The sequence below is a fragment of the Paenisporosarcina sp. TG-14 genome (assembly GCF_000297555.1).
GTDB lineage: Bacteria > Bacillota > Bacilli > Bacillales_A > Planococcaceae > Paenisporosarcina > Paenisporosarcina antarctica.
Genome location: NZ_AMGD01000040.1, coordinates 68,432 through 85,924, shown reverse-complemented (window position 1 = coordinate 85,924; position 17,493 = coordinate 68,432). Strand labels below are relative to the sequence as shown.

The following is a 17,493-nucleotide window of genomic DNA, read 5'->3' as shown; positions in this document are numbered from 1 at the left end:
GATTGGAATGGTAGATTTTTGTTACGCAATTTTATTAGTGAAACAATCCCTAATAAAGTGAGGGTTTCGTAACGAAACCTTCTCCCACAGAAAACAGCCATGCCGCGATTAGCGGAATGGTAACCATTCAAGGGTTTCCACTCTGTTTCGCAGAAGAATTAGATGGTTTTGGTTCCGCTAAGCTCCTATTGAAAGAAGAAATGGCTGAGACGGTTTTTGATGGTCTCTTTCGATGGCAAAAAGTTTATCGGCCACTTTGGGGTGTTTATCGGCCAATGACGTCTCATGGCCTATTTAACTTGGTGTAACAACTTCTGATAAAGTGAGCGTTTCGTTATGCAACCTTATCCCACAGTAAACAGCCATGGAGCGATTATGGATAGATACATTTTTCCAACAAAATAAAAAAAATAACATTTTTTATTATTTTTTTGTAGTGGATTTATTCATCGGATGGGAAAAGCGAAACCGCCAGAAGCCCGTCAACTCAACGATGTATATTTACTGTATAAAAGAGAATCGAACGAAAAGGCGAAGAAGTAAGGGCCTGTAAGGGATTGGGTGTGAGGAATAACTTCCTATTCGTGGTGTTATGTCAACCAAGGGTGTATACGTGATACATGCCGGTTAGCGCTTGGAATCCCCAGCCGGAAAATTCAAAACAATTAATTATATGGTAAAATGTTCTAAATGAATTAATTTTAAGGGGGAAAACAGTGAAAAGTTTTATTTTATTGATCACTTCTTTATTTATATTATCAAGTTGTTCAAATGAAAAAGTAAAAATAGATGAAACTGTAAAAGTAAATGAAGAAAATTGGGAAGAAAGTGCAACGTTGGTTAGAGAAGTTGTTGTCACAGATGATGGGCAAATAGGTGATTTTATCTTTCATATTGGAAATAATGGAAGACTTGGTTTTGGGGAGTATGGACCATTCATTGCAGGTGAAACACAGAAGTATATGTGGCATTTTTGGGATAATAAAGCTTCTTTAACAAAACCATTTAAAGTAATCGGAGTAAGTAAGGAAACAGGAGAAGAAATAATGGTTATTAAAAAACCAGCTAATAGTAATCTTTCACCTAAAACTGGACCGGACAATCCCCATCTTGTACCTTCATCAATGAAGTTACCTACTCCTGGATTATGGAGGTTGGAAGTTTATTTTGGTGAAGAAATTTTTGGGAATGTTGTTGTTAATGTAGAAGACAAATAGTCTTCTTCAATTGATCACTTCCTAGTCCGGTTGTTATGTCAACCTAGGATGTGTACGTGATACATCCAGTTGAGTAAGGCGGATCATTTGGTTTCTTGTTCAACTACCATGAAAATTAATCTGAATAGGAGGGAAGAATTGAAAAAACAATATTTTGTTCAATACTCCGATGATAGTACAATTAATTACTTTGCCATTCCAAAAGATATTTTCACATTTATTGATATTGGAATTAGAGATATAGGAACTGATTTTATTTCCACGTTGGTTCAAAATATGTTCAGCTTTCCAATTTTCTTTGTTTTGGAATCCGATATTTTTGAAAACGGGAAAAGTGTCATTTCGGAAAGGAATATCCCTGCCTATAAATTTTCTTCTGACGGTTTTATTATTAAAATCAACTCGGTTGATACATTGGAAGCAATCTGTGATATATCGGTTGATTTAGCTTTGAATGGAATAAGCGTATTTATTTTCTATGGAGAAGGGCTTTATGAGGAGGATTTAGTTCCATCGAGGCAATGGAATAAACCTGTTGAATTTAAAAATCTTGATTTTCAAAAGGTCGAAACCTTTATTGATGTGAGCGAGATTGGACTTATCTTATCTAGCAAAAACAATAAATTCAACTCCCCCAGAAAAGTTTCACACTTTATATCCGCTGCCTATTCACTTGATGTAGAGAACAGCGATATGTAACCAAACTTAGTTTAGTGTACGTAATTGAACATAGATTGTTGAACGAGTTCTTGAACATTAAAGAAAGAGTTAAACCTCAGAAAACACTGTACATATGGGGTGTTCATTAACTCCTAAGTTTTGTTACTCTTTAAAATAAAATTTTTATGTCAAATATTTTGTTTGAAAAGGGCATAGCAATCACGTCTGATAGCCTAGTTAACTTGGTGAAACAACTCCTGATAGAATGAGGGTTTCGTTAAGTAACCTTCTCTCACAGAAAACAGCATTGTAGCGATTAGCGAAATGGTAACCATTCAGGGTTTTCCACTCTGTTTCGCAGAGGGATTAAATAGTTTTTTTTTCGCTACGCTCCTATTGTAAGAAGAAATCGCCAGGGTTCATTTCATCAGCAAGTCGACCTAGTGAGATGGTTTTTGATGGTCTCTTTCGATGGCGAAAATTTTATCGGCCACTTTGGCGTGTTTATCGGCCAAACTAGGGGTTTTATCGGCCATATTCGAGATTTATCGGCCAAAACTGACGATTTATCGACCAAACACGTCTCTAAGCCTAGTTAACTTGGTGAAACAACTCCCGATAGAATGAGGGTTTCGTAACGAAACCCTCAAAAACAGAAAACAGCCTTGTAGCGATTAGCGGAATGGTAACCATTTAGGTTATTCACGCTGTTTCGCAGAAGGATTGAATAGGTTTGTTTCCGCTTCGCTCTAGTTGATAGAAGAATCTCTAAAATTTGTTTTACTAGGTAGGTAACTTGTTGTAACAACTCAAAAAAGCGCCACTTCTTATGAGCAGCGCTTCCTAACGATATTATTTTATAATTTCTCCCTTAAAACTCTCCCCGTGATAAATTCCAACCATGCATAAACGCCTGTTTTAACAGTGGCATTTGACGCAGCATCTCGCGTTGGATCTAGGCACACGAAATCGATGTGTCGAACGGCGTTATGTTGGCCGATGCGCAGTAAACTTTGGAACAATTCTTCTGCACTCATGCCCCCGGGTGTTGAAGCCGGTACACCCGGTGCAACCGCTATATCTAGCACATCCATATCGATTGTTACATACACTCTATCAACTTTTTCTGCCAATAGAGATAGTTTATTCATTACGCACTGAGCCACCCCTAGCTCACGTGCTTTTCGCAAAGTTACCATACGAATGCCTTGCTCTCTTGCATAAGCAACTAATGGCTTTGCATTAAAATATCCGTGTAATCCAATATTCACAACGTCTTCACCTCGAACAGTCCCACCATCAATGAGTTGACGAATCGGCGTGCCATTCGCTGGTCCTAATTCAACCGGATCACGTACGTCTAAATGTGTGTCGAGTTGCAAAATGCCTATGCGTTCAGTTGGAAAAGCACGTTTTACTCCTCTAACTGCACATGCGGTAACCGAATGATCTCCACCGATTAAACACGTGGTTGCCGTGTCAAATGCACTCACCAATTCACGAGTTGTTTCTTCAATTCGCTCATGTGAGAGTAAAATATCCGTTGTATGCATGGCGATATCTCCAGCATCACGAACAGCATACCCTGACAAATCCAAGTCCTCGTCCAAATTATAGCTAGAGAACCCTTTCCACATCTTGCGGAATTCCAGTGGATATAAGGAAGCCCCTGACACGCTAATAGAAGAGCGTGAAAGCGGCGCGCCATAAAGCACCATGTCTGCTGCATCTTCACCCAGTGGTTTAACCCATTGATGCACGAAATCTCCAGAAGCAGCACGCCAAGACAATTCAGGTTGCTGTAAATGTTTCATTTAACCCACCACCTGAACGCCTTTTTTCCATACACAACTAACGTGATTGACGCCGAATAAATATTGCAATTCTTGATAATTTGATACTTTCCACATCACGAGGTCCGCTTGCTTTCCTACTTCCAAAGAACCGACACGGTCTTGCATACCAATAGCACAAGCGGCATTCATAGTTGCTGCAACTAAAGCTTCTGCTGGTGTTAAACGCATGGAAATACATGCTAAGTTCATGACAAGTGGCATCGAAGTTGTTGGAGAAGATCCTGGGTTGCAATCCGTCGAAATGGCCACGGCAACTCCTGCATCAATCATGGCACGACCTTGCGCCGCTTCTTCTCTCAAATACAACGCTGTTGCAGGCAATAAACACGCGATAACGCCCGCTTCCGCCATTAAACGAATACCTTCGTCAGAGGCTTTTAGTAAATGCTCCGCTGAAATTGCACCAACTTTAGCAGCGAGTTCTGCACCACCATATGACTTAATTTCATCGGCGTGAATTTTCGGAATCAAGCCGAGTTTCTTTCCTGCCTCTAAAATTCTTTCAGATTGCTCGGGTGTGAATACGCCAACTTCACAAAATACATCATTAAAAACAGCGAGTCCCTCTTGCGCCACACGTGGCAACATCTCATTGACCAATACATCAATATATTCTTCTTCACGGCCTTTATATTCGACAGGTACTGCATGGCCACCCATAAACGTCGGCACTAAATCAATCGGGTGACTTTCATTCAGCCGCTTCATAACGCGAAGCTGTTTTAATTCCGTTTCTAAATCTAAGCCGTAGCCACTTTTACCCTCAACCGTTGTGACACCGTGTTGCAAGAAAGAGTCAAGGCGTCGCGTTGTTTGCCCCACCAATTCATCTTCTGTTGCTTCGCGAGTCATCCGTGAGGTCGCATGAATTCCGCCACCTGCATTCATGATTTCCATATAAGTTGAGCCTTCAAGACGCATTTCGAATTCACGTTCTCGGCTTCCACCGTAAGCAACATGCGTATGTGGATCAACTAAACCTGGCGTCACTAAACGCCCCGTTGCATCCACTACTTCTGCTTCATGAACACGTGCACCAAACAACGCTTCAATCTCTGAAGATGTACCCATAGCGATAATCTCTCCATTTTCGACCCACACACTGCCGTTTTCAATAATTCCAAGTTCCGACATTTCTTTTTTACGTCGAGGTCCATTTTCACCAGCTACCGTAACAAGTTGCGCGGCGTTCTTTATCCAAAGTGGTCTCATACTTTAGCGTCCTTTAGCATAGGAATATTTACGCCTTTTTCTCGCGCCGTCTCAATTGCCAAGTCATAACCTGCATCTACGTGACGAACGACACCCATACCTGGATCCGTTGTTAAGACACGCTCAATACGCGCTTCCGCTTCTTTTGTTCCATCTGCTAAAATAACCATTCCCGCGTGGATAGAGTAACCCATCCCAACGCCTCCGCCATGATGTACGGAAACCCATGTAGCGCCTCCAACAGCATTGACCATTGCGTTCAAAATCGGCCAATCTGCTACGACATCTGAGCCGTCTTTCATTGATTCTGTTTCACGGTTTGGTGAAGCAACAGAACCTGAATCTAAATGGTCACGTCCGATAACAATCGGTGCACTTAACTCACCACTTGCGACCATGTCGTTAATGATTTTCCCGAAACGAGCACGTTCGCCATATCCTAACCAACAAATACGTGAAGGTAGGCCTTGGAAATGAATTCTTTCTTGCGCCATTTTAATCCAGTTACATAAATGCTTGTTGTCACTAAACTCTCGTAAAATCACTTCGTCTGTTTTGAGAATATCTGCAGGATCACCAGACAGCGCTACCCAACGGAATGGTCCTTTTCCTTCGCAGAACTGAGGACGAATATAAGCAGGTACAAATCCAGGGAAATCAAACGCACGTTCAACCCCTTCATCTTTTGCGACCTGGCGAATGTTGTTTCCATAATCAAAAGTAACGGCACCTTTATCCATCATCTCAACCATTGCCGATACATGTGTTGCCATAGATGCTTTAGACAATTTCACGTATTCAACTGGATCTGCTTCGCGAAGTTTCGCTGCATCTTGTAATGACATCCCAGACGGTATATAGCCATTTAACGGGTCATGTGCTGACGTTTGATCTGTTAATACGTCCGGAATAAAGCCCCTAGCAATCATTTGTGGCAGGACATCAGATGCATTTCCAAGCAAGCCAATTGATAACGCTTTGCCTGCAGCCTTTGCTTCTTCAGCTAATCGAATCGCTTCATCTAAAGAATCAGTTTTGACATCTGTGTAACGTGTTTCAATGCGTCGGTCAATTCGCGTCTCATCCACTTCAATCCCGATACACACACCACCAACCATAGATACTGCTAACGGTTGAGCTCCACCCATCCCGCCAAGTCCAGCAGTTAACGTAATTGTGCCTTTTAGCGACTCGCCAAAATGTTGTTTTGCTAATTCTGCAAATGTTTCATACGTCCCTTGCACGATTCCTTGTGAACCAATGTAAATCCAGCTTCCTGCCGTCATTTGTCCATACATCATTAAACCCTTTTTATCTAACTCATGGAATGTTTCCCAGTTTGCATAGGCAGGAACAATATTGGAATTGGCAATTAACACACGTGGTGCATCCAAATGCGTTTTGAAAATAGCCACTGGTTTTCCAGATTGAACGAGCAACGTCTCGTCATTTTCTAACTCTTTCAAAGAACGCACAATCGCGTCAAAGCATTCCCAGTTACGCGCCGCTTTGCCGATTCCACCATAAACAACTAAATCCTCAGGACGCTCCGCCACATCTGGGTCTAAGTTATTCATAAGCATGCGAAGTGCCGCCTCTTGCTGCCATCCTTTTGTATTCAACGCTGTACCTCTATAACGGAATACTCGACCCTGTGTATTTGATTTCATTTTCAGTCATCCCCTTTATCAATATCTTTATTTATAACTTCATTGTAACTTGAAATTTCAGTTTATTAATTATAACTTAATTCATTATTTATGTTTTATTGACTTTTTTATTTATTTTATAAACTTTTTTATCATTTAGTTCATTTAATTAGTAGGATTACAATTAAATTAGAATTCTATATTTTTCACACAAAAAGAAGACCGATTAATTTCGCCGGTCTCCTTAAACTACTACTTATTAACTTAATTAGTTTACAATTTATGTTACTTTTTTGAACAATGTCAAAGAGTAGATTGCAGCAATTCCGACTAGTACATAAACTATACGAGCGAAAGCACTATCCATGCCGCCAAAAAGTCCGCCTACCAGATCCCATTGGAATAAACCAAATAGCAACCAGTTTAATCCACCAATAATGATTAATAAAAGTGCAATGGTATTTAAATTTTTCAACTTCTACAACTCCTTCTGTTTAATAGTTATCCTATTTTTTATAACTTTAAAGCTACTTTTATATCTAATTAATAACAACCATTAGTATGAGTCATTTGAAATAATTTATGCATCATAAGGACATCTTATGATTAATTGCTACAATAAACTCTTTTATGTCTTTTTAACTCATCATTTGACGACACTTTTTCTGCATGCATTAAAAAAAGACCGATTTTTTCGGTCTTTAAGGAATTTATTTATTTACCTTTTTTGCCTGTACATGTTCAAAAAGGACTATTCGTTTTGTTGCCACTGAAAAACTTCTCGTGAGTATATAAAATTTAAGAGAATGCGTAGAATATTTTAGAAAAGCATAGAAAATAGAATTACTATTTCAGCAGCTTCGATGGATATTGCTTGGTATTTCAATGAAATTTTCGGTGAGCGTTTGCTCAGTTGGAAATTTAGAGGTTCAAGTTGGAAAAATCACGCTCCAAGTTATAATAGATAACATTTGGAAATTAGAATGAAAAGGAAGGAAATTCTAGAGCAGTGACAAAAAAACTAAAATTTTAAAATAAATGGGAAAAGAATCCACAAAACAGCAAATCCAAAATTAATTAAGTAGAACTTTTTATCTACTTTTTGAAGATATGCTTCAAACCCGTCTACAAATGAAGATATCCCAGCTGCAATAAAAAGCCACTTTATGAAAAAGAAATCCATATCGTTGGTTATTGCCAAAATCAACAGAATGACCATTGTTACCACTATTAAAGCCCTGAAAACAGTAACTTTTTTTGAACTAGTCAATTTAGGAACTTTTTCAAAAAATATCCCCATTAATATAACACCACCTGCATATTATTTAATTTGTATAATCCATTACCGGATTGTACACTCACAAATTTCTACTATTCTTATTTCCACGCTATTTCCTATTTTACCATTAAATCTCTTATAATTGGGTTCTTTACCCAATTATAAGAGATTTCAAATAAGTATGCTGACACTTTTTTGAACGCCCTTTCAATATACTTTTCTGTATTCCATTTAATCAAATCGATACATAGAAGGTGTAATCCCTGTTGCAACTTTAAATTTCGCATTGAAATATGTTTGATGGGAGTAGCCAGCTAATCGCGAGACTTCTTCAAGAGATGCTGTCGTTTCTTTTAGTAATCGTTTAGCTTCTCGAATACGAATTTCTTGAAGAGTATCTCGAAATTTCTTTCCAGTATTATGAGAGAACTTACGACTCAGCGTGCTTTTATTCATTTGGAGTGTTTGCGCACAAGTCGCTAAATTCCATGAAGAATCCCAATAATTCGATTCCATCATCATACGGACTTTCTCTGAAAAATTGGAAGTTCCTTCTTCGGGAATACTCGTTTCTTTCATTAATTTGGAAGTGAAGTCACCTAACTTTTGAATAATAAGATACATGACAGGCTCACGAATAATGTCTTGAAATAAACGATGGTATTGTTGTTCGATTGACTCATTGCCAATTGACTTTGCCTTCATATATCTTCGCATTTGCGCAAGTACACTCGTTAAGCGAATACGTACCATTTCTGGATCTGGATACGGTGCCTCGAGCGTTAGAAAGTCTTGCTCAAACCAATTACGAATCGCATTCACATCTTGCTTTTCTAACATTTCAATCCATATGCGTTGCTCAAGTGGAGACAAGAATGGATCGAGGTCTCTCCATGTTAAGTCGGTCAATTCGAGCGACAAAATATCATATCCGTCATAAAAAATTCGCTCTTGGAAACGACGCATTTTTTGATACAATATTCGAGTACTTTTACCCTCCACAGATTCGTACAGATAAATGGATAGTAGCGCATCGGACTGACGTTTCCATGATGCAAAAAATGACCGGTAGGCATCTTGAAGGTCTTCCTGTTGAGATAATCGATGGACAACTAGAACAAACTGCGAGAAAGGGAACACGTCAAAAGTTGTCGGAAACGGGAACTCTTCTAATGCTCTTACTAGCTGCGACCCTTGTTCTCTATCGGAAGGCACAATCGCACTCATTAATAGTGGATAATTGGGGTACGTCTCAGCTAATAGCAAATCCTCATATGTAAGGATTGTTTCATGTACTGAATCGAGTTGAGTAGTGCTCTGCTTTTCATTACGAAAACGAAAGCGTGCTTGTTGCACATGCTTAACGAGATGTTCTGGTTGAAAAGGTCTGAATAACACATCTTCCGCTTTAAGTGTCAGCGCTCGGTAGGCTGTTTGAAACGTTCTCTCAGAAGAAATCCCAAGCCACTGAATATGTTGTGGCAGAAATGATTGCTCCTGTGATGACCATAAATCAAGATCCACAATTAAGAAATCACTGGCATGGTCTTTAATATGTTTTGAGAACTGTTGTACATCGTCCACTATATCCACATGGAGATCTCGGAGTTGTGAAGTGATGATCCACTTTAGTCCTTGTCCCTCCAGTGGGTCTTTTGTGAGAATCAAGATATTCATCGCAGCGACCTTCCTTTCTTAAAGCTTTCGGGCAATAAAAGAACCTAGAGTTAGTACCGCGAAGGCAATAGAGAAAAAGATAGCCAACATACCCACTTCAATCGACTCATAACCAAACATATAAAAAACGAAAATGATAAACCCAATAAAAAATAACAGCATGGTTGATCCATAGGCAAAGAAATTTCGCGTATTGTGGCTGGTACGTTCATCACTATCTGGCATTTTCGTACGACCCATGAAATATAAATAGATGCCCAAAAAGATCCCGTATGCGATATAACCTATTGCCACAGGCAAAACCGGCATTCCTTCTATTGAATAAACGATACCTATTCCAATCACCGCACCTACCATTAATGCGATCCACGACCACACTTTCAATCTTGTCTTATTCACTTGTCTTCCTCCTTCAATTCAAAAATTTCATCAATGGAGACATTAAAATATTTCACAAGCTTTAATGCCAACTCTAAACTTGGATTGTATTTATTATTTTCAATAGCTGTGATGGTTTGTCGCGTAATCTGCAAATCGATAGCCATTTGGACTTGTGTAAGTCCTCTCGCTGTTCGCATATATTTTATTTGATTTAGTACTGGCAACGTTCGCCCTCCTCATGTAAAGAGTTCTTTACATATATCATAATAAAAAACCCGATGCATGTAAAGGGTTCTTTACATGCATCGGGTTTCAATTATTCACTAATATAGGTCACAAATTTTTGATCCACATACAGTATGATTGATTTTGGCACTTCTAAATATAAGACTGGTGAATTTTGACTAAATTCACCGTAGCCAAAGTCGTCTTTCATGATTTTTTGAGTTATTGGTTCGTAATCATGAAATTTTAGATTGAGGTTCGTTATCTCTGGAGACTTGTTCCCAATTTCTAGCGTATCATTCTGCCATTCTACGTTAACTTGATCTAGGTTCGTCTGAATTTCGAATTGATTATACAGAACCATGCTTTGGTAGAGAGAAGCTTTAACGACCGATTCATTATCATCTGTCCTTTTAATAACGAGATTCAGTGGCATTTCTTCAGAACTTTTTGACGTAATTTTAAAAACTCCATCATTTATTGGATGTAACCATTCTTTAATGATACTGCTGTCATCCATTCCTTTAGCATTACCTGTAGTAAGTAAGCGATGATAATCTTGTTTCTTGTCAGTCATTTCTTTACTTGATAACGCCGTGACACTTTCAGAGGAGAACGGGAAAGCCCATGACCAAACTGTTGAGGCAAGTAAAACCATGACATAAATCATTAGTAACCGAATACTCACGCTTGATGATAGTATAGTTTTTCTAGTTTTCACGTTTGTATTATTAACACGTAGAACGGCGAATACAATGGAACCTAGTATTAATATTGGTATTAAAGAAGATAAAATAATAGCTACAATACTCATAAATGCACCTCCTGATTTTTATTCAAGAACCAAGATGCACTAAACGTAAGAATGCAAATGCTCGCTATTTTAATTATAAAAATTGGTATGGATTCTTCTGCTAAAATAAATTTGCCTATAGAATAAAAAAGATTCACTTGACTGTAACTATTAAATACTGCAATTAAAGCTACGATTGCTATCATTCCGAAGACAGTAAATACCTTATTAAATTGGAGGACAGACCCAATGAAGTAAGCTAAAATTCCCGACAATAAAATATATGTGTAATGCAGAATAGAAGTACAGAACTTTGCAACGAATTTGTACAGAGTTCTGCATGAGATTCTCATGTAAATAAAAAAGGACTTGCTAGCCACCCAAGTCAACCTCTACTGTTAAAGTGCGAACTCAAAACAGGTGGAGGTTAGAAAGGAATGCTAACAATGTCCGATATCAATTGTATCAAACACTTACGAAATGAAAAAGGTCTGGCGATCGACAAAATTGCTAATACGTTAAATATTAATTGGAGAACAGCTAAAAAGTATGCAGATGAAAGTGAACTCCCTTCATCAATCATCAAACCACGAAAAGGAATGATGTACGAAGAAAAATGGGGTACGATGGTTTCCGATTGGTTGTTCGAGGATGCGAAAGAAAAGAAAAAATTAAGAAGAACCAATCTGCAGCTTTTCAAAGAATTACAGATACATGATTTTCCTGGGTCCTATCGAACGTGTTGTAATTTTATCCAGGAATGGAGAATCCAACATGATAGTGAAGATCAAGACCGGGGAGCTGAACGATTGGAACACCCTGCGGGCGAAGCACAAGTGGACTTTGGCGTAATGGAAGCCGTAGAAGAAGGAAAATCACGGGACATTCGTTTACTTATCATGTCTTTCCCATTCAGTAATGTCGCCTTCTATGAACCAATGCCCTCTGAGAATCAAGAATGCTTCTTAGAAGGCCTGAAAAAGTTGTTTGACAAAGCCGGGATTATCCCCCGAAAAATCAGAATCGATAACTTGACGCCAGCCGTCAAAAAGACCCGAAGTAAAACGGAAGAAGCGCAATTAACCGATGAATTTTTAAGGTTCCAACTGTTTTACGGTTTCGAAACTCAGGTGTGCAATGTGCGCAAAGGAAATGAAAAAGGACATGTCGAGAAAAAAGTCGGTTATATCCGATACAATTTCTTTAGTGTCCCACCCGTTATTACGGGTTTGGAAGACCTTTCTGAAAAGCTATTGGCGTTCTCAATCGAAGACCAGTATCGGAAGCACTATCGGAAAGAAGTTGAAATACAAGCACTTTGGGAGGAAGAGAAGCTTACCTTAAAGAATATCCCGAATCCTGGATATCCAGTACGGAAAGAAGCGTTAATCAAAGTGAATGCTTACAACGAAATCAAATTGGATGACACGATCTTACATATTCCGAAAGGAAAGAATCACATCCAGCTGTTCCTGGTCTCAACATGGGAAAAATATCAAGTGATCACCCCTGACGGAGAAATTATTGCCGAAGGTCCACGACCTTATATGAACAAGAGGAAGGTGCTTCCTTGGAAAGAAACCTTCAAATCTTGGCTTTTAAAACCAAGAGTCGTCGAATACTCCAGATATCGTCAATATCTTCCAGGAAGAATAAAAGATTATCTCGATATTCCTTCTAATCACTTGCGAAAACAGCGGATTGAACAAGTGTTGGCCTTACTGACACGTTATCCATTAGAAGAAATTAATGAAGATTTTTACCAGCATATGATGGAAGATCAGCCTCTTGAACAAAATCATCCTTTCGATGTGAATTGGAACCATTATGACCAATTAGGGCATCAAGGAGGGATTGAATGATGACAGAGAACCTACGCGATTTGTGTAAGCAACTAAGACTAGCCTATGTGGCAGATTCGTTTGAAAACGCTGATTTTTCAACCCCTGAAGTTTTTCTAACAAATGTGTTGATACAGGAAATCGAGATGCGTGAGGTGGCGAAGGTTGAAAGGAATTTGAAGAAGGCGCGGTTTTTAGAAAACAAGTCGTTGGAATCTTATCATTGGGGAACTTCGATCCGTCTACCCCAAACTGTGACAAAAGACCAACTTGAAAACTTAGACTTTATCAGGGACCATCAGAATCTAGTGCTCGTCGGAGCACCTGGAACAGGTAAAACGCATTTGGCTTCTGCATTGGGAAGAAAAGCTTGTGAAAAGGGCTATGAAGTGAGGTTTTACCGAGTGTCTCATTTAGTAGAAGAGCTTGAAATCGCCCAACGAAATGGGAAATTAAGTGCCTTTCGAAAGAAATTTGATGGCATCCAGCTTTTAATTTTGGATGAAATGGGCTATGTGCCGTTCAGTAAAGAAAGTGCAGAGATTTTATTTCAGTTAATAACAGAGTTTTACGAGAAGAAGAGTTTGATAGTCACTTCGAATTTGGAATTCAGTCAATGGAACCGAATCTTCATTGATAGCAGGTTAACCGCAGCGTTAGTAGATCGACTTATTCATCACGCTCATGTCATTACCTATAGCGGAGAGAGTTATCGATTAACCAATGCATTATCACGTCTCAAGTGAATAAAATCTTTGGTGGCAACACTCTGTAAAAACTGTTGCAATTATCTGCACTTTTCTCTTGCAAAATACAATATATCCAAATATAGTAACCAGGCTAGCAAAATGTTCCATATAGGTGAAATTCATATCATACATTACTTCTATTAGAAGTGCTTGGTAAACAACCTTTATTACGTTAATTCCCATATAAGAAGTCAACGTGCCCAAGATTGCAAGAAATCCAATATAAACTCCATTTGCCAAATGTCTGCTCCATCTAGTAGACACGAATGTAAAATCATCATTTTTATATGCTGTTGTTGATATTAAAATACTATTCGTTATTATCCACAAAATGGTCATCACCATGATAGCTGTTCCACTAAAAAAAGTAATCGTATAGTTTAAGGTACCTGCGCTTCCACTCATCATTCCAGACCCCCCGCTCGCAACTAAAAATATCCCTATAATTTGGAGGACCATTAACGACTGTAGTATTCCTGTATACGATTTAACTTTATAAACAAACTGTTTCCTTACTACTTCATACAAACTAACATTCTGTAAAGACACGATCAATCCCTCCTTCTGATGGAGCAGTTAAGTTCACGAAAGCTTCGTTTGCTGAAAGATTCGTAAATGTTAAGTTGGGGTGTTTACTTTGGTGTACGTTCCCACTCATTTTGACGACAGCCATCACAAAACCTGGCATCGTTTCAGTGTATGAAAGTTTATCATGCATCAACATAAAGCTATCGACTGCATCTTTAGGTCCTTTAACTCCTATCACGCTTTCTTTCAAATCAGAAACAGTCATGTGCAAAAATGCATGCTGTTCATTAATAATCAGCACATCTTCAAGTAAGTCTTCAATTTCCTCTAAGTGGTGACTCGATAGTAAAATCGTTCTCGGAAAAGCTAGGTAATCTTTCAATAAAGCTCGATAAAAATCTTTGCGAACGGCTGCATCCATCCCTGTTGTAGGTTCATCATATATGGTCAATGGACATCTAGCAGCAAAGCCAATGATGGCATGAAATGTACTTCGCATTCCTTTTGATAAGTTCTGAATATACGTTTTCTGCGGCAGCTTAAAATACGTCATCAGTTCTTTGGCTAAAGGCTTATTCCAATTAGGATAAAACATAGCAAAAGAATCGAGTAGTTCCTCTAAATTTAATGATGTTGGAAAGCTCATTTGATCATCTATGAAAATCGTATTAGCGGATACCTTTAAACTAGTGAAAGGATTTTCCTTCATCACTTGAATTTCCCCAGTCGTTTTCTTTAAATATCCGGCAATTAATTTCATAAAGGTCGTCTTCCCTGCACCGTTTCTCCCTATTACACCTGTAATTGTATTTTCTTTAATAACGCAACTTAGGTTCGACAAAGCACTTGTAGAACGATACTTCTTCGATAAATCTTCGCATTTAATCACTAGACTTTCCCCCCTTCAGTCTTTAATTTCTCCCGCTTCAACATGTCGATTAATTCTTCAAGAGGCACTTCTAAACGCTCCGCTTCATCGACGATTCCCTTGACGAGAATCGATAATTTTTCGCTTTTTCGCCTGAATAAAATCGTACTTCGTGCAATTGAAGTAACGAACATGCCAAGCCCTCTTTTCTTATATAGAATGTCGTTGTCTAGTAAAATGGAAAGCCCTTTTCCGGCAGTTGCAGGATTTATGGTAAATAAATCAGCTAGCTGATACTGGGAATACATTTTGTCATCTGGCTTAAACTGGCCACGTAATATTTCATTTTCAAGCCATTCCGCTACTTGGATGTAAATAGGAAGATCTGAGTCATCATAGAACTTCACATAAGTGCCTCCTTCCCTTACCATTTTATAGTGCATTACTGTTGTAATGTACTATATTACATATTTTGAATTTTTGCAACAAAAAAACAACTTCTTTTTGGAAGTTGTTTTTTAAGTATTCATTTAGGTATTTCTCCACCATAGGAAGCCCATTCTTCACGCGATGGACCATAAACGCCAATCATTGGAAGTCCCGCTAGACGCATGAGCAACGTTAATTGACCACGATGATGTATTTGGTGTTTGACTAACACATTGAGTGTTGTAGCACTCGACCACATGTCGCCATACATATCGTGTTCATCAGAAAGATTGGCATCCTTCCATTGTGTGCGAATGGCTTCTGTAAAAGCCTGATTCGCTTTGCGATAGCCTCGAGCAATTTCGCTTGCTGCCGTTGGTAATTCTGCATCGTGGTGAGGTGCGGCAAATTCGAGACCGGCACGGGACATCATTTCATGCACAGAGACGACGATATGCCATGCTAAGAAACCTAACGAACGTTCTCCTTCTTTGACTCTTGTCCCTAACGAATCATCGTTTAATAAGTCCAATATTTGTTGAGTAGAGTCACTTTCGTAAGTCCATTCGGCTAAAAACTCTTCAATGGTATGGTACATCATCTTATGCCCCCTTAGAATAATTCACTCTCTATTTACTTTTCGCTAAAACGTTTGTAATCCCTGCTTAAGCTTAGATCAATGTTTCCTCTTTTCTTTAATTTTTGTAATTAAAACTCCCTATTCTAACTAACTCATGCATGACCTTTTCCACTTCGTTCACAATGTAAGATTGATTAGGATAGTCGTTTTCCGGGTATATAGTTGGGTGAACAGATTTTGTCGTAGCTAAACATTGATGACTAAATTATTGAGATGATGACCATATCTATCACTCCCTTGGCCAAGGAGCTACTCGAAGAAATTTCATTAATATTTATTTTGGGAATACAGTGAATTATTGGAACTTTCTATGAGATTATAGAGTCTAATGAATATGAGAATAAATTGTGTTTTGAACGGGGTGGTTTGAAAAGTGAAAAAGTGGATAATACCGATTGCTATATTATTAATTCTTTGCGTAAATCTCGTGCTTTCAACTAAAGTACATTACCCTGAACTTCCATTTACTAATAAAACTAAACTTGAAGTGGCAAACCTTGCTACGACTTCTAATTTGCCCCTTTCAAAAGTAACGCAAGAAGATGGCTATGTATGGTTTGTAACAAATGACCCTGAAGATGTTGCTCTGCAATCACTGAAGCAACGAATGACACAGAATGGCTGGGAATATGTAGAGGCAAACGGGTCTGGTTTCTTTTTTGAAAAGGATGAAGAAAAGGTCATGATCAAAAGTCAAAAATGGACGAACAACTATCTACTATTCCAATTGCCACTTGGATTATGAAAATAGTTACACTAAAATGGGCAGCATTAATATAGAACCTATTGATCAAATAGCTAGTATGTGACTCCGGAATTGTTCCGGGGTTATTTTTTTGGGTTATATTGATTACACTTAATCCGTTAATTCAATAATTAAAGCGCCCTGTATTGATATCCGGTTATTTGAGATACACAATTTTAAGTTCTATCGTCCTATTATCAAGGATTTACGTGAGACAAAGCCTCCACTTTGATTACAAACTAATAGTGTAATTCACATACACACCACCCTAAATCCATACTAAATAAGTCAGCCGTTTTAGTTGTTCTCATTGTTAAAATCTTGAGCAAAGTTCATATTCTACTCATTCTTTTTCACTTTTCTATATTCATTCCTTGATGAAAAGAAAAGGAGCGACATACCTATCAGTAAATAAATTGGTTGCATATCAAAAACATCTTTTATTAAGAGATTCTTCACAAAAACAAAGCCACCGTATACCATCCAGAAAGCCGTAAACCATATTGCTATAAACCAAATTTTTTTATAGAAGATATTATTCATGATATCCCTCTATTCTAAATTTCAATAATGATATTCGCTTATTCTTTCTATGATGAAATCTCTATTTTGTGTTATCTAATTAATATTGTATTAATCTCTTCCTCAGTATCTTTATTTATTAATTTTATTTCTCTTCCATCAAATCCTGTATCACTTTCAAAATACCAAATGTTCAAATCCTCTAATTGATGTTCTTTCACA

The 17,493-nt window shown here is 38.2% G+C and carries 20 protein-coding genes; 6 read left to right on the top strand and 14 right to left on the bottom strand.

Translation table 11 applies throughout. The features are described 5' to 3' along the window. Positions 1 to 116 precede the first annotated feature (116 nt). The 3 genes from C406_RS21065 (at position 117) to C406_RS0112570 (ending at position 1,916) form a co-directional block, all read left to right on the top strand. Positions 117 to 308 (top strand): hypothetical protein, encoded by a 192-nt coding sequence (locus tag C406_RS21065; RefSeq protein WP_237740559.1) that lies wholly within the window; start codon positions 117 to 119, stop codon positions 306 to 308. Between the two features lie 408 nt (positions 309 to 716). Next, the gene (locus tag C406_RS0112575; RefSeq protein ID WP_017380989.1) at positions 717 to 1,217 is read left to right on the top strand and encodes a hypothetical protein; all 501 of its coding nucleotides are present in this window, start codon (positions 717 to 719) and stop codon (positions 1,215 to 1,217) included. A gap of 138 nt (positions 1,218 to 1,355) precedes the next feature. Continuing rightward, positions 1,356 to 1,916 (top strand): hypothetical protein, encoded by a 561-nt coding sequence (locus C406_RS0112570; RefSeq protein ID WP_017380988.1) that lies wholly within the window; start codon positions 1,356 to 1,358, stop codon positions 1,914 to 1,916. Between the two features lie 818 nt (positions 1,917 to 2,734). Here C406_RS0112570 and C406_RS0112565 read toward each other — a convergent pair. The 9 genes from C406_RS0112565 to C406_RS0112525 form a co-directional block, all read right to left on the bottom strand. Continuing rightward, complete coding sequence (locus C406_RS0112565; protein WP_017380987.1) at positions 2,735 to 3,691, bottom strand: agmatinase family protein; 957 nt, start codon at positions 3,689 to 3,691, stop codon at positions 2,735 to 2,737. Then, positions 3,692 to 4,945 carry an imidazolonepropionase gene (gene hutI / locus C406_RS0112560; RefSeq protein WP_017380986.1) on the bottom strand — a complete coding sequence of 418 codons (1,254 nt, stop codon included), beginning with the start codon at positions 4,943 to 4,945 and terminating at the stop codon, positions 3,692 to 3,694. Beyond that, entirely contained in the window at positions 4,942 to 6,615 is a 1,674-nt protein-coding gene (gene hutU / locus C406_RS0112555) for a urocanate hydratase (protein ID WP_017380985.1), read from the bottom strand. The genes hutI and hutU overlap by 4 nt, the downstream gene beginning before the upstream one ends. A 259-nt stretch (positions 6,616 to 6,874) precedes the next feature. Beyond that, a complete protein-coding gene (locus tag C406_RS0112550) occupies positions 6,875 to 7,069 on the bottom strand; it encodes a DUF378 domain-containing protein (RefSeq protein WP_017380984.1) in 195 nt (64 codons plus the stop codon). Between the two features lie 546 nt (positions 7,070 to 7,615). After that, a complete protein-coding gene (locus C406_RS0112545; protein ID WP_017380983.1) occupies positions 7,616 to 7,894 on the bottom strand; it encodes a hypothetical protein in 279 nt (92 codons plus the stop codon). A gap of 210 nt (positions 7,895 to 8,104) precedes the next feature. Next, entirely contained in the window at positions 8,105 to 9,550 is a 1,446-nt protein-coding gene (locus C406_RS0112540; protein ID WP_017380982.1) for a response regulator transcription factor, read from the bottom strand. Positions 9,551 to 9,568: 18 nt separating this feature from the next. After that, complete coding sequence (locus tag C406_RS0112535) at positions 9,569 to 9,949, bottom strand: hypothetical protein (protein ID WP_017380981.1); 381 nt, start codon at positions 9,947 to 9,949, stop codon at positions 9,569 to 9,571. After that, positions 9,946 to 10,155, bottom strand: a complete 210-nt coding sequence (locus C406_RS0112530) for a helix-turn-helix transcriptional regulator (protein ID WP_017380980.1) — start codon at positions 10,153 to 10,155, stop codon at positions 9,946 to 9,948. Before C406_RS0112530 ends, C406_RS0112535 begins: the two co-directional genes overlap by 4 nt. Before the next feature lie 92 nt (positions 10,156 to 10,247). Next, positions 10,248 to 10,970: a hypothetical protein gene (locus C406_RS0112525; RefSeq protein ID WP_017380979.1), complete on the bottom strand. Its 723-nt coding sequence runs from the start codon at positions 10,968 to 10,970 to the stop codon at positions 10,248 to 10,250. Positions 10,971 to 11,395: 425 nt separating this feature from the next. On the opposite strand from C406_RS0112525, the gene istA reads away from it, so the two are divergent. Both istA and istB read left to right on the top strand, forming a co-directional pair. Further along, the gene (gene istA / locus C406_RS0112515) at positions 11,396 to 12,811 is read left to right on the top strand and encodes an IS21 family transposase (protein WP_026045696.1); all 1,416 of its coding nucleotides are present in this window, start codon (positions 11,396 to 11,398) and stop codon (positions 12,809 to 12,811) included. Beyond that, positions 12,808 to 13,536: an IS21-like element helper ATPase IstB gene (istB, locus tag C406_RS0112510; protein WP_017380976.1), complete on the top strand. Its 729-nt coding sequence runs from the start codon at positions 12,808 to 12,810 to the stop codon at positions 13,534 to 13,536. Before istA ends, istB begins: the two co-directional genes overlap by 4 nt. Here the strand turns inward: istB and C406_RS0112505 are convergent. The 4 genes from C406_RS0112505 to C406_RS0112490 all read right to left on the bottom strand — a co-directional run bounded on the left by C406_RS0112505 (position 13,522) and on the right by C406_RS0112490 (position 15,965). Beyond that, entirely contained in the window at positions 13,522 to 14,088 is a 567-nt protein-coding gene (locus C406_RS0112505; RefSeq protein ID WP_017380975.1) for a hypothetical protein, read from the bottom strand. The two genes, istB and C406_RS0112505, sit on opposite strands and share 15 nt — an antisense overlap. After that, the gene (locus C406_RS0112500) at positions 14,069 to 14,956 is read right to left on the bottom strand and encodes an ATP-binding cassette domain-containing protein (RefSeq protein ID WP_017380974.1); all 888 of its coding nucleotides are present in this window, start codon (positions 14,954 to 14,956) and stop codon (positions 14,069 to 14,071) included. The genes C406_RS0112505 and C406_RS0112500 overlap by 20 nt, the downstream gene beginning before the upstream one ends. Beyond that, complete coding sequence (locus tag C406_RS0112495; RefSeq protein ID WP_017380973.1) at positions 14,956 to 15,342, bottom strand: GntR family transcriptional regulator; 387 nt, start codon at positions 15,340 to 15,342, stop codon at positions 14,956 to 14,958. The genes C406_RS0112500 and C406_RS0112495 overlap by 1 nt, the downstream gene beginning before the upstream one ends. A gap of 119 nt (positions 15,343 to 15,461) precedes the next feature. After that, complete coding sequence (locus C406_RS0112490; RefSeq protein ID WP_017380972.1) at positions 15,462 to 15,965, bottom strand: DinB family protein; 504 nt, start codon at positions 15,963 to 15,965, stop codon at positions 15,462 to 15,464. A 412-nt stretch (positions 15,966 to 16,377) separates the two neighbouring features. Here C406_RS0112490 and C406_RS0112485 point away from each other — a divergent pair, with 412 nt between their 5' ends. Continuing rightward, entirely contained in the window at positions 16,378 to 16,749 is a 372-nt protein-coding gene (locus tag C406_RS0112485; protein WP_017380971.1) for a hypothetical protein, read from the top strand. A gap of 614 nt (positions 16,750 to 17,363) precedes the next feature. Here the strand turns inward: C406_RS0112485 and C406_RS21265 are convergent. Then, a complete protein-coding gene (locus C406_RS21265) occupies positions 17,364 to 17,492 on the bottom strand; it encodes a hypothetical protein (RefSeq protein ID WP_272943007.1) in 129 nt (42 codons plus the stop codon). Position 17,493: the final 1 nt, after the last annotated feature.

Coding starts and splice junctions, on each gene's coding strand:
- istA (WP_026045696.1), top strand. CDS start 11,396: ATGTCCGATATCAATTGTATCAAACACTTACGAAATGAAAAAGGTCTG.
- C406_RS0112565 (WP_017380987.1), bottom strand. CDS start 3,691: ATGAAACATTTACAGCAACCTGAATTGTCTTGGCGTGCTGCTTCTGGA.
- hutU (WP_017380985.1), bottom strand. CDS start 6,615: ATGAAATCAAATACACAGGGTCGAGTATTCCGTTATAGAGGTACAGCG.
- istB (WP_017380976.1), top strand. CDS start 12,808: ATGATGACAGAGAACCTACGCGATTTGTGTAAGCAACTAAGACTAGCC.
- C406_RS0112545 (WP_017380983.1), bottom strand. CDS start 7,894: ATGGGGATATTTTTTGAAAAAGTTCCTAAATTGACTAGTTCAAAAAAA.
- hutI (WP_017380986.1), bottom strand. CDS start 4,945: ATGAGACCACTTTGGATAAAGAACGCCGCGCAACTTGTTACGGTAGCT.
- C406_RS0112540 (WP_017380982.1), bottom strand. CDS start 9,550: ATGAATATCTTGATTCTCACAAAAGACCCACTGGAGGGACAAGGACTA.
- C406_RS21065 (WP_237740559.1), top strand. CDS start 117: ATGGTAACCATTCAAGGGTTTCCACTCTGTTTCGCAGAAGAATTAGAT.
- C406_RS0112490 (WP_017380972.1), bottom strand. CDS start 15,965: ATGATGTACCATACCATTGAAGAGTTTTTAGCCGAATGGACTTACGAA.
- C406_RS0112525 (WP_017380979.1), bottom strand. CDS start 10,970: ATGAGTATTGTAGCTATTATTTTATCTTCTTTAATACCAATATTAATA.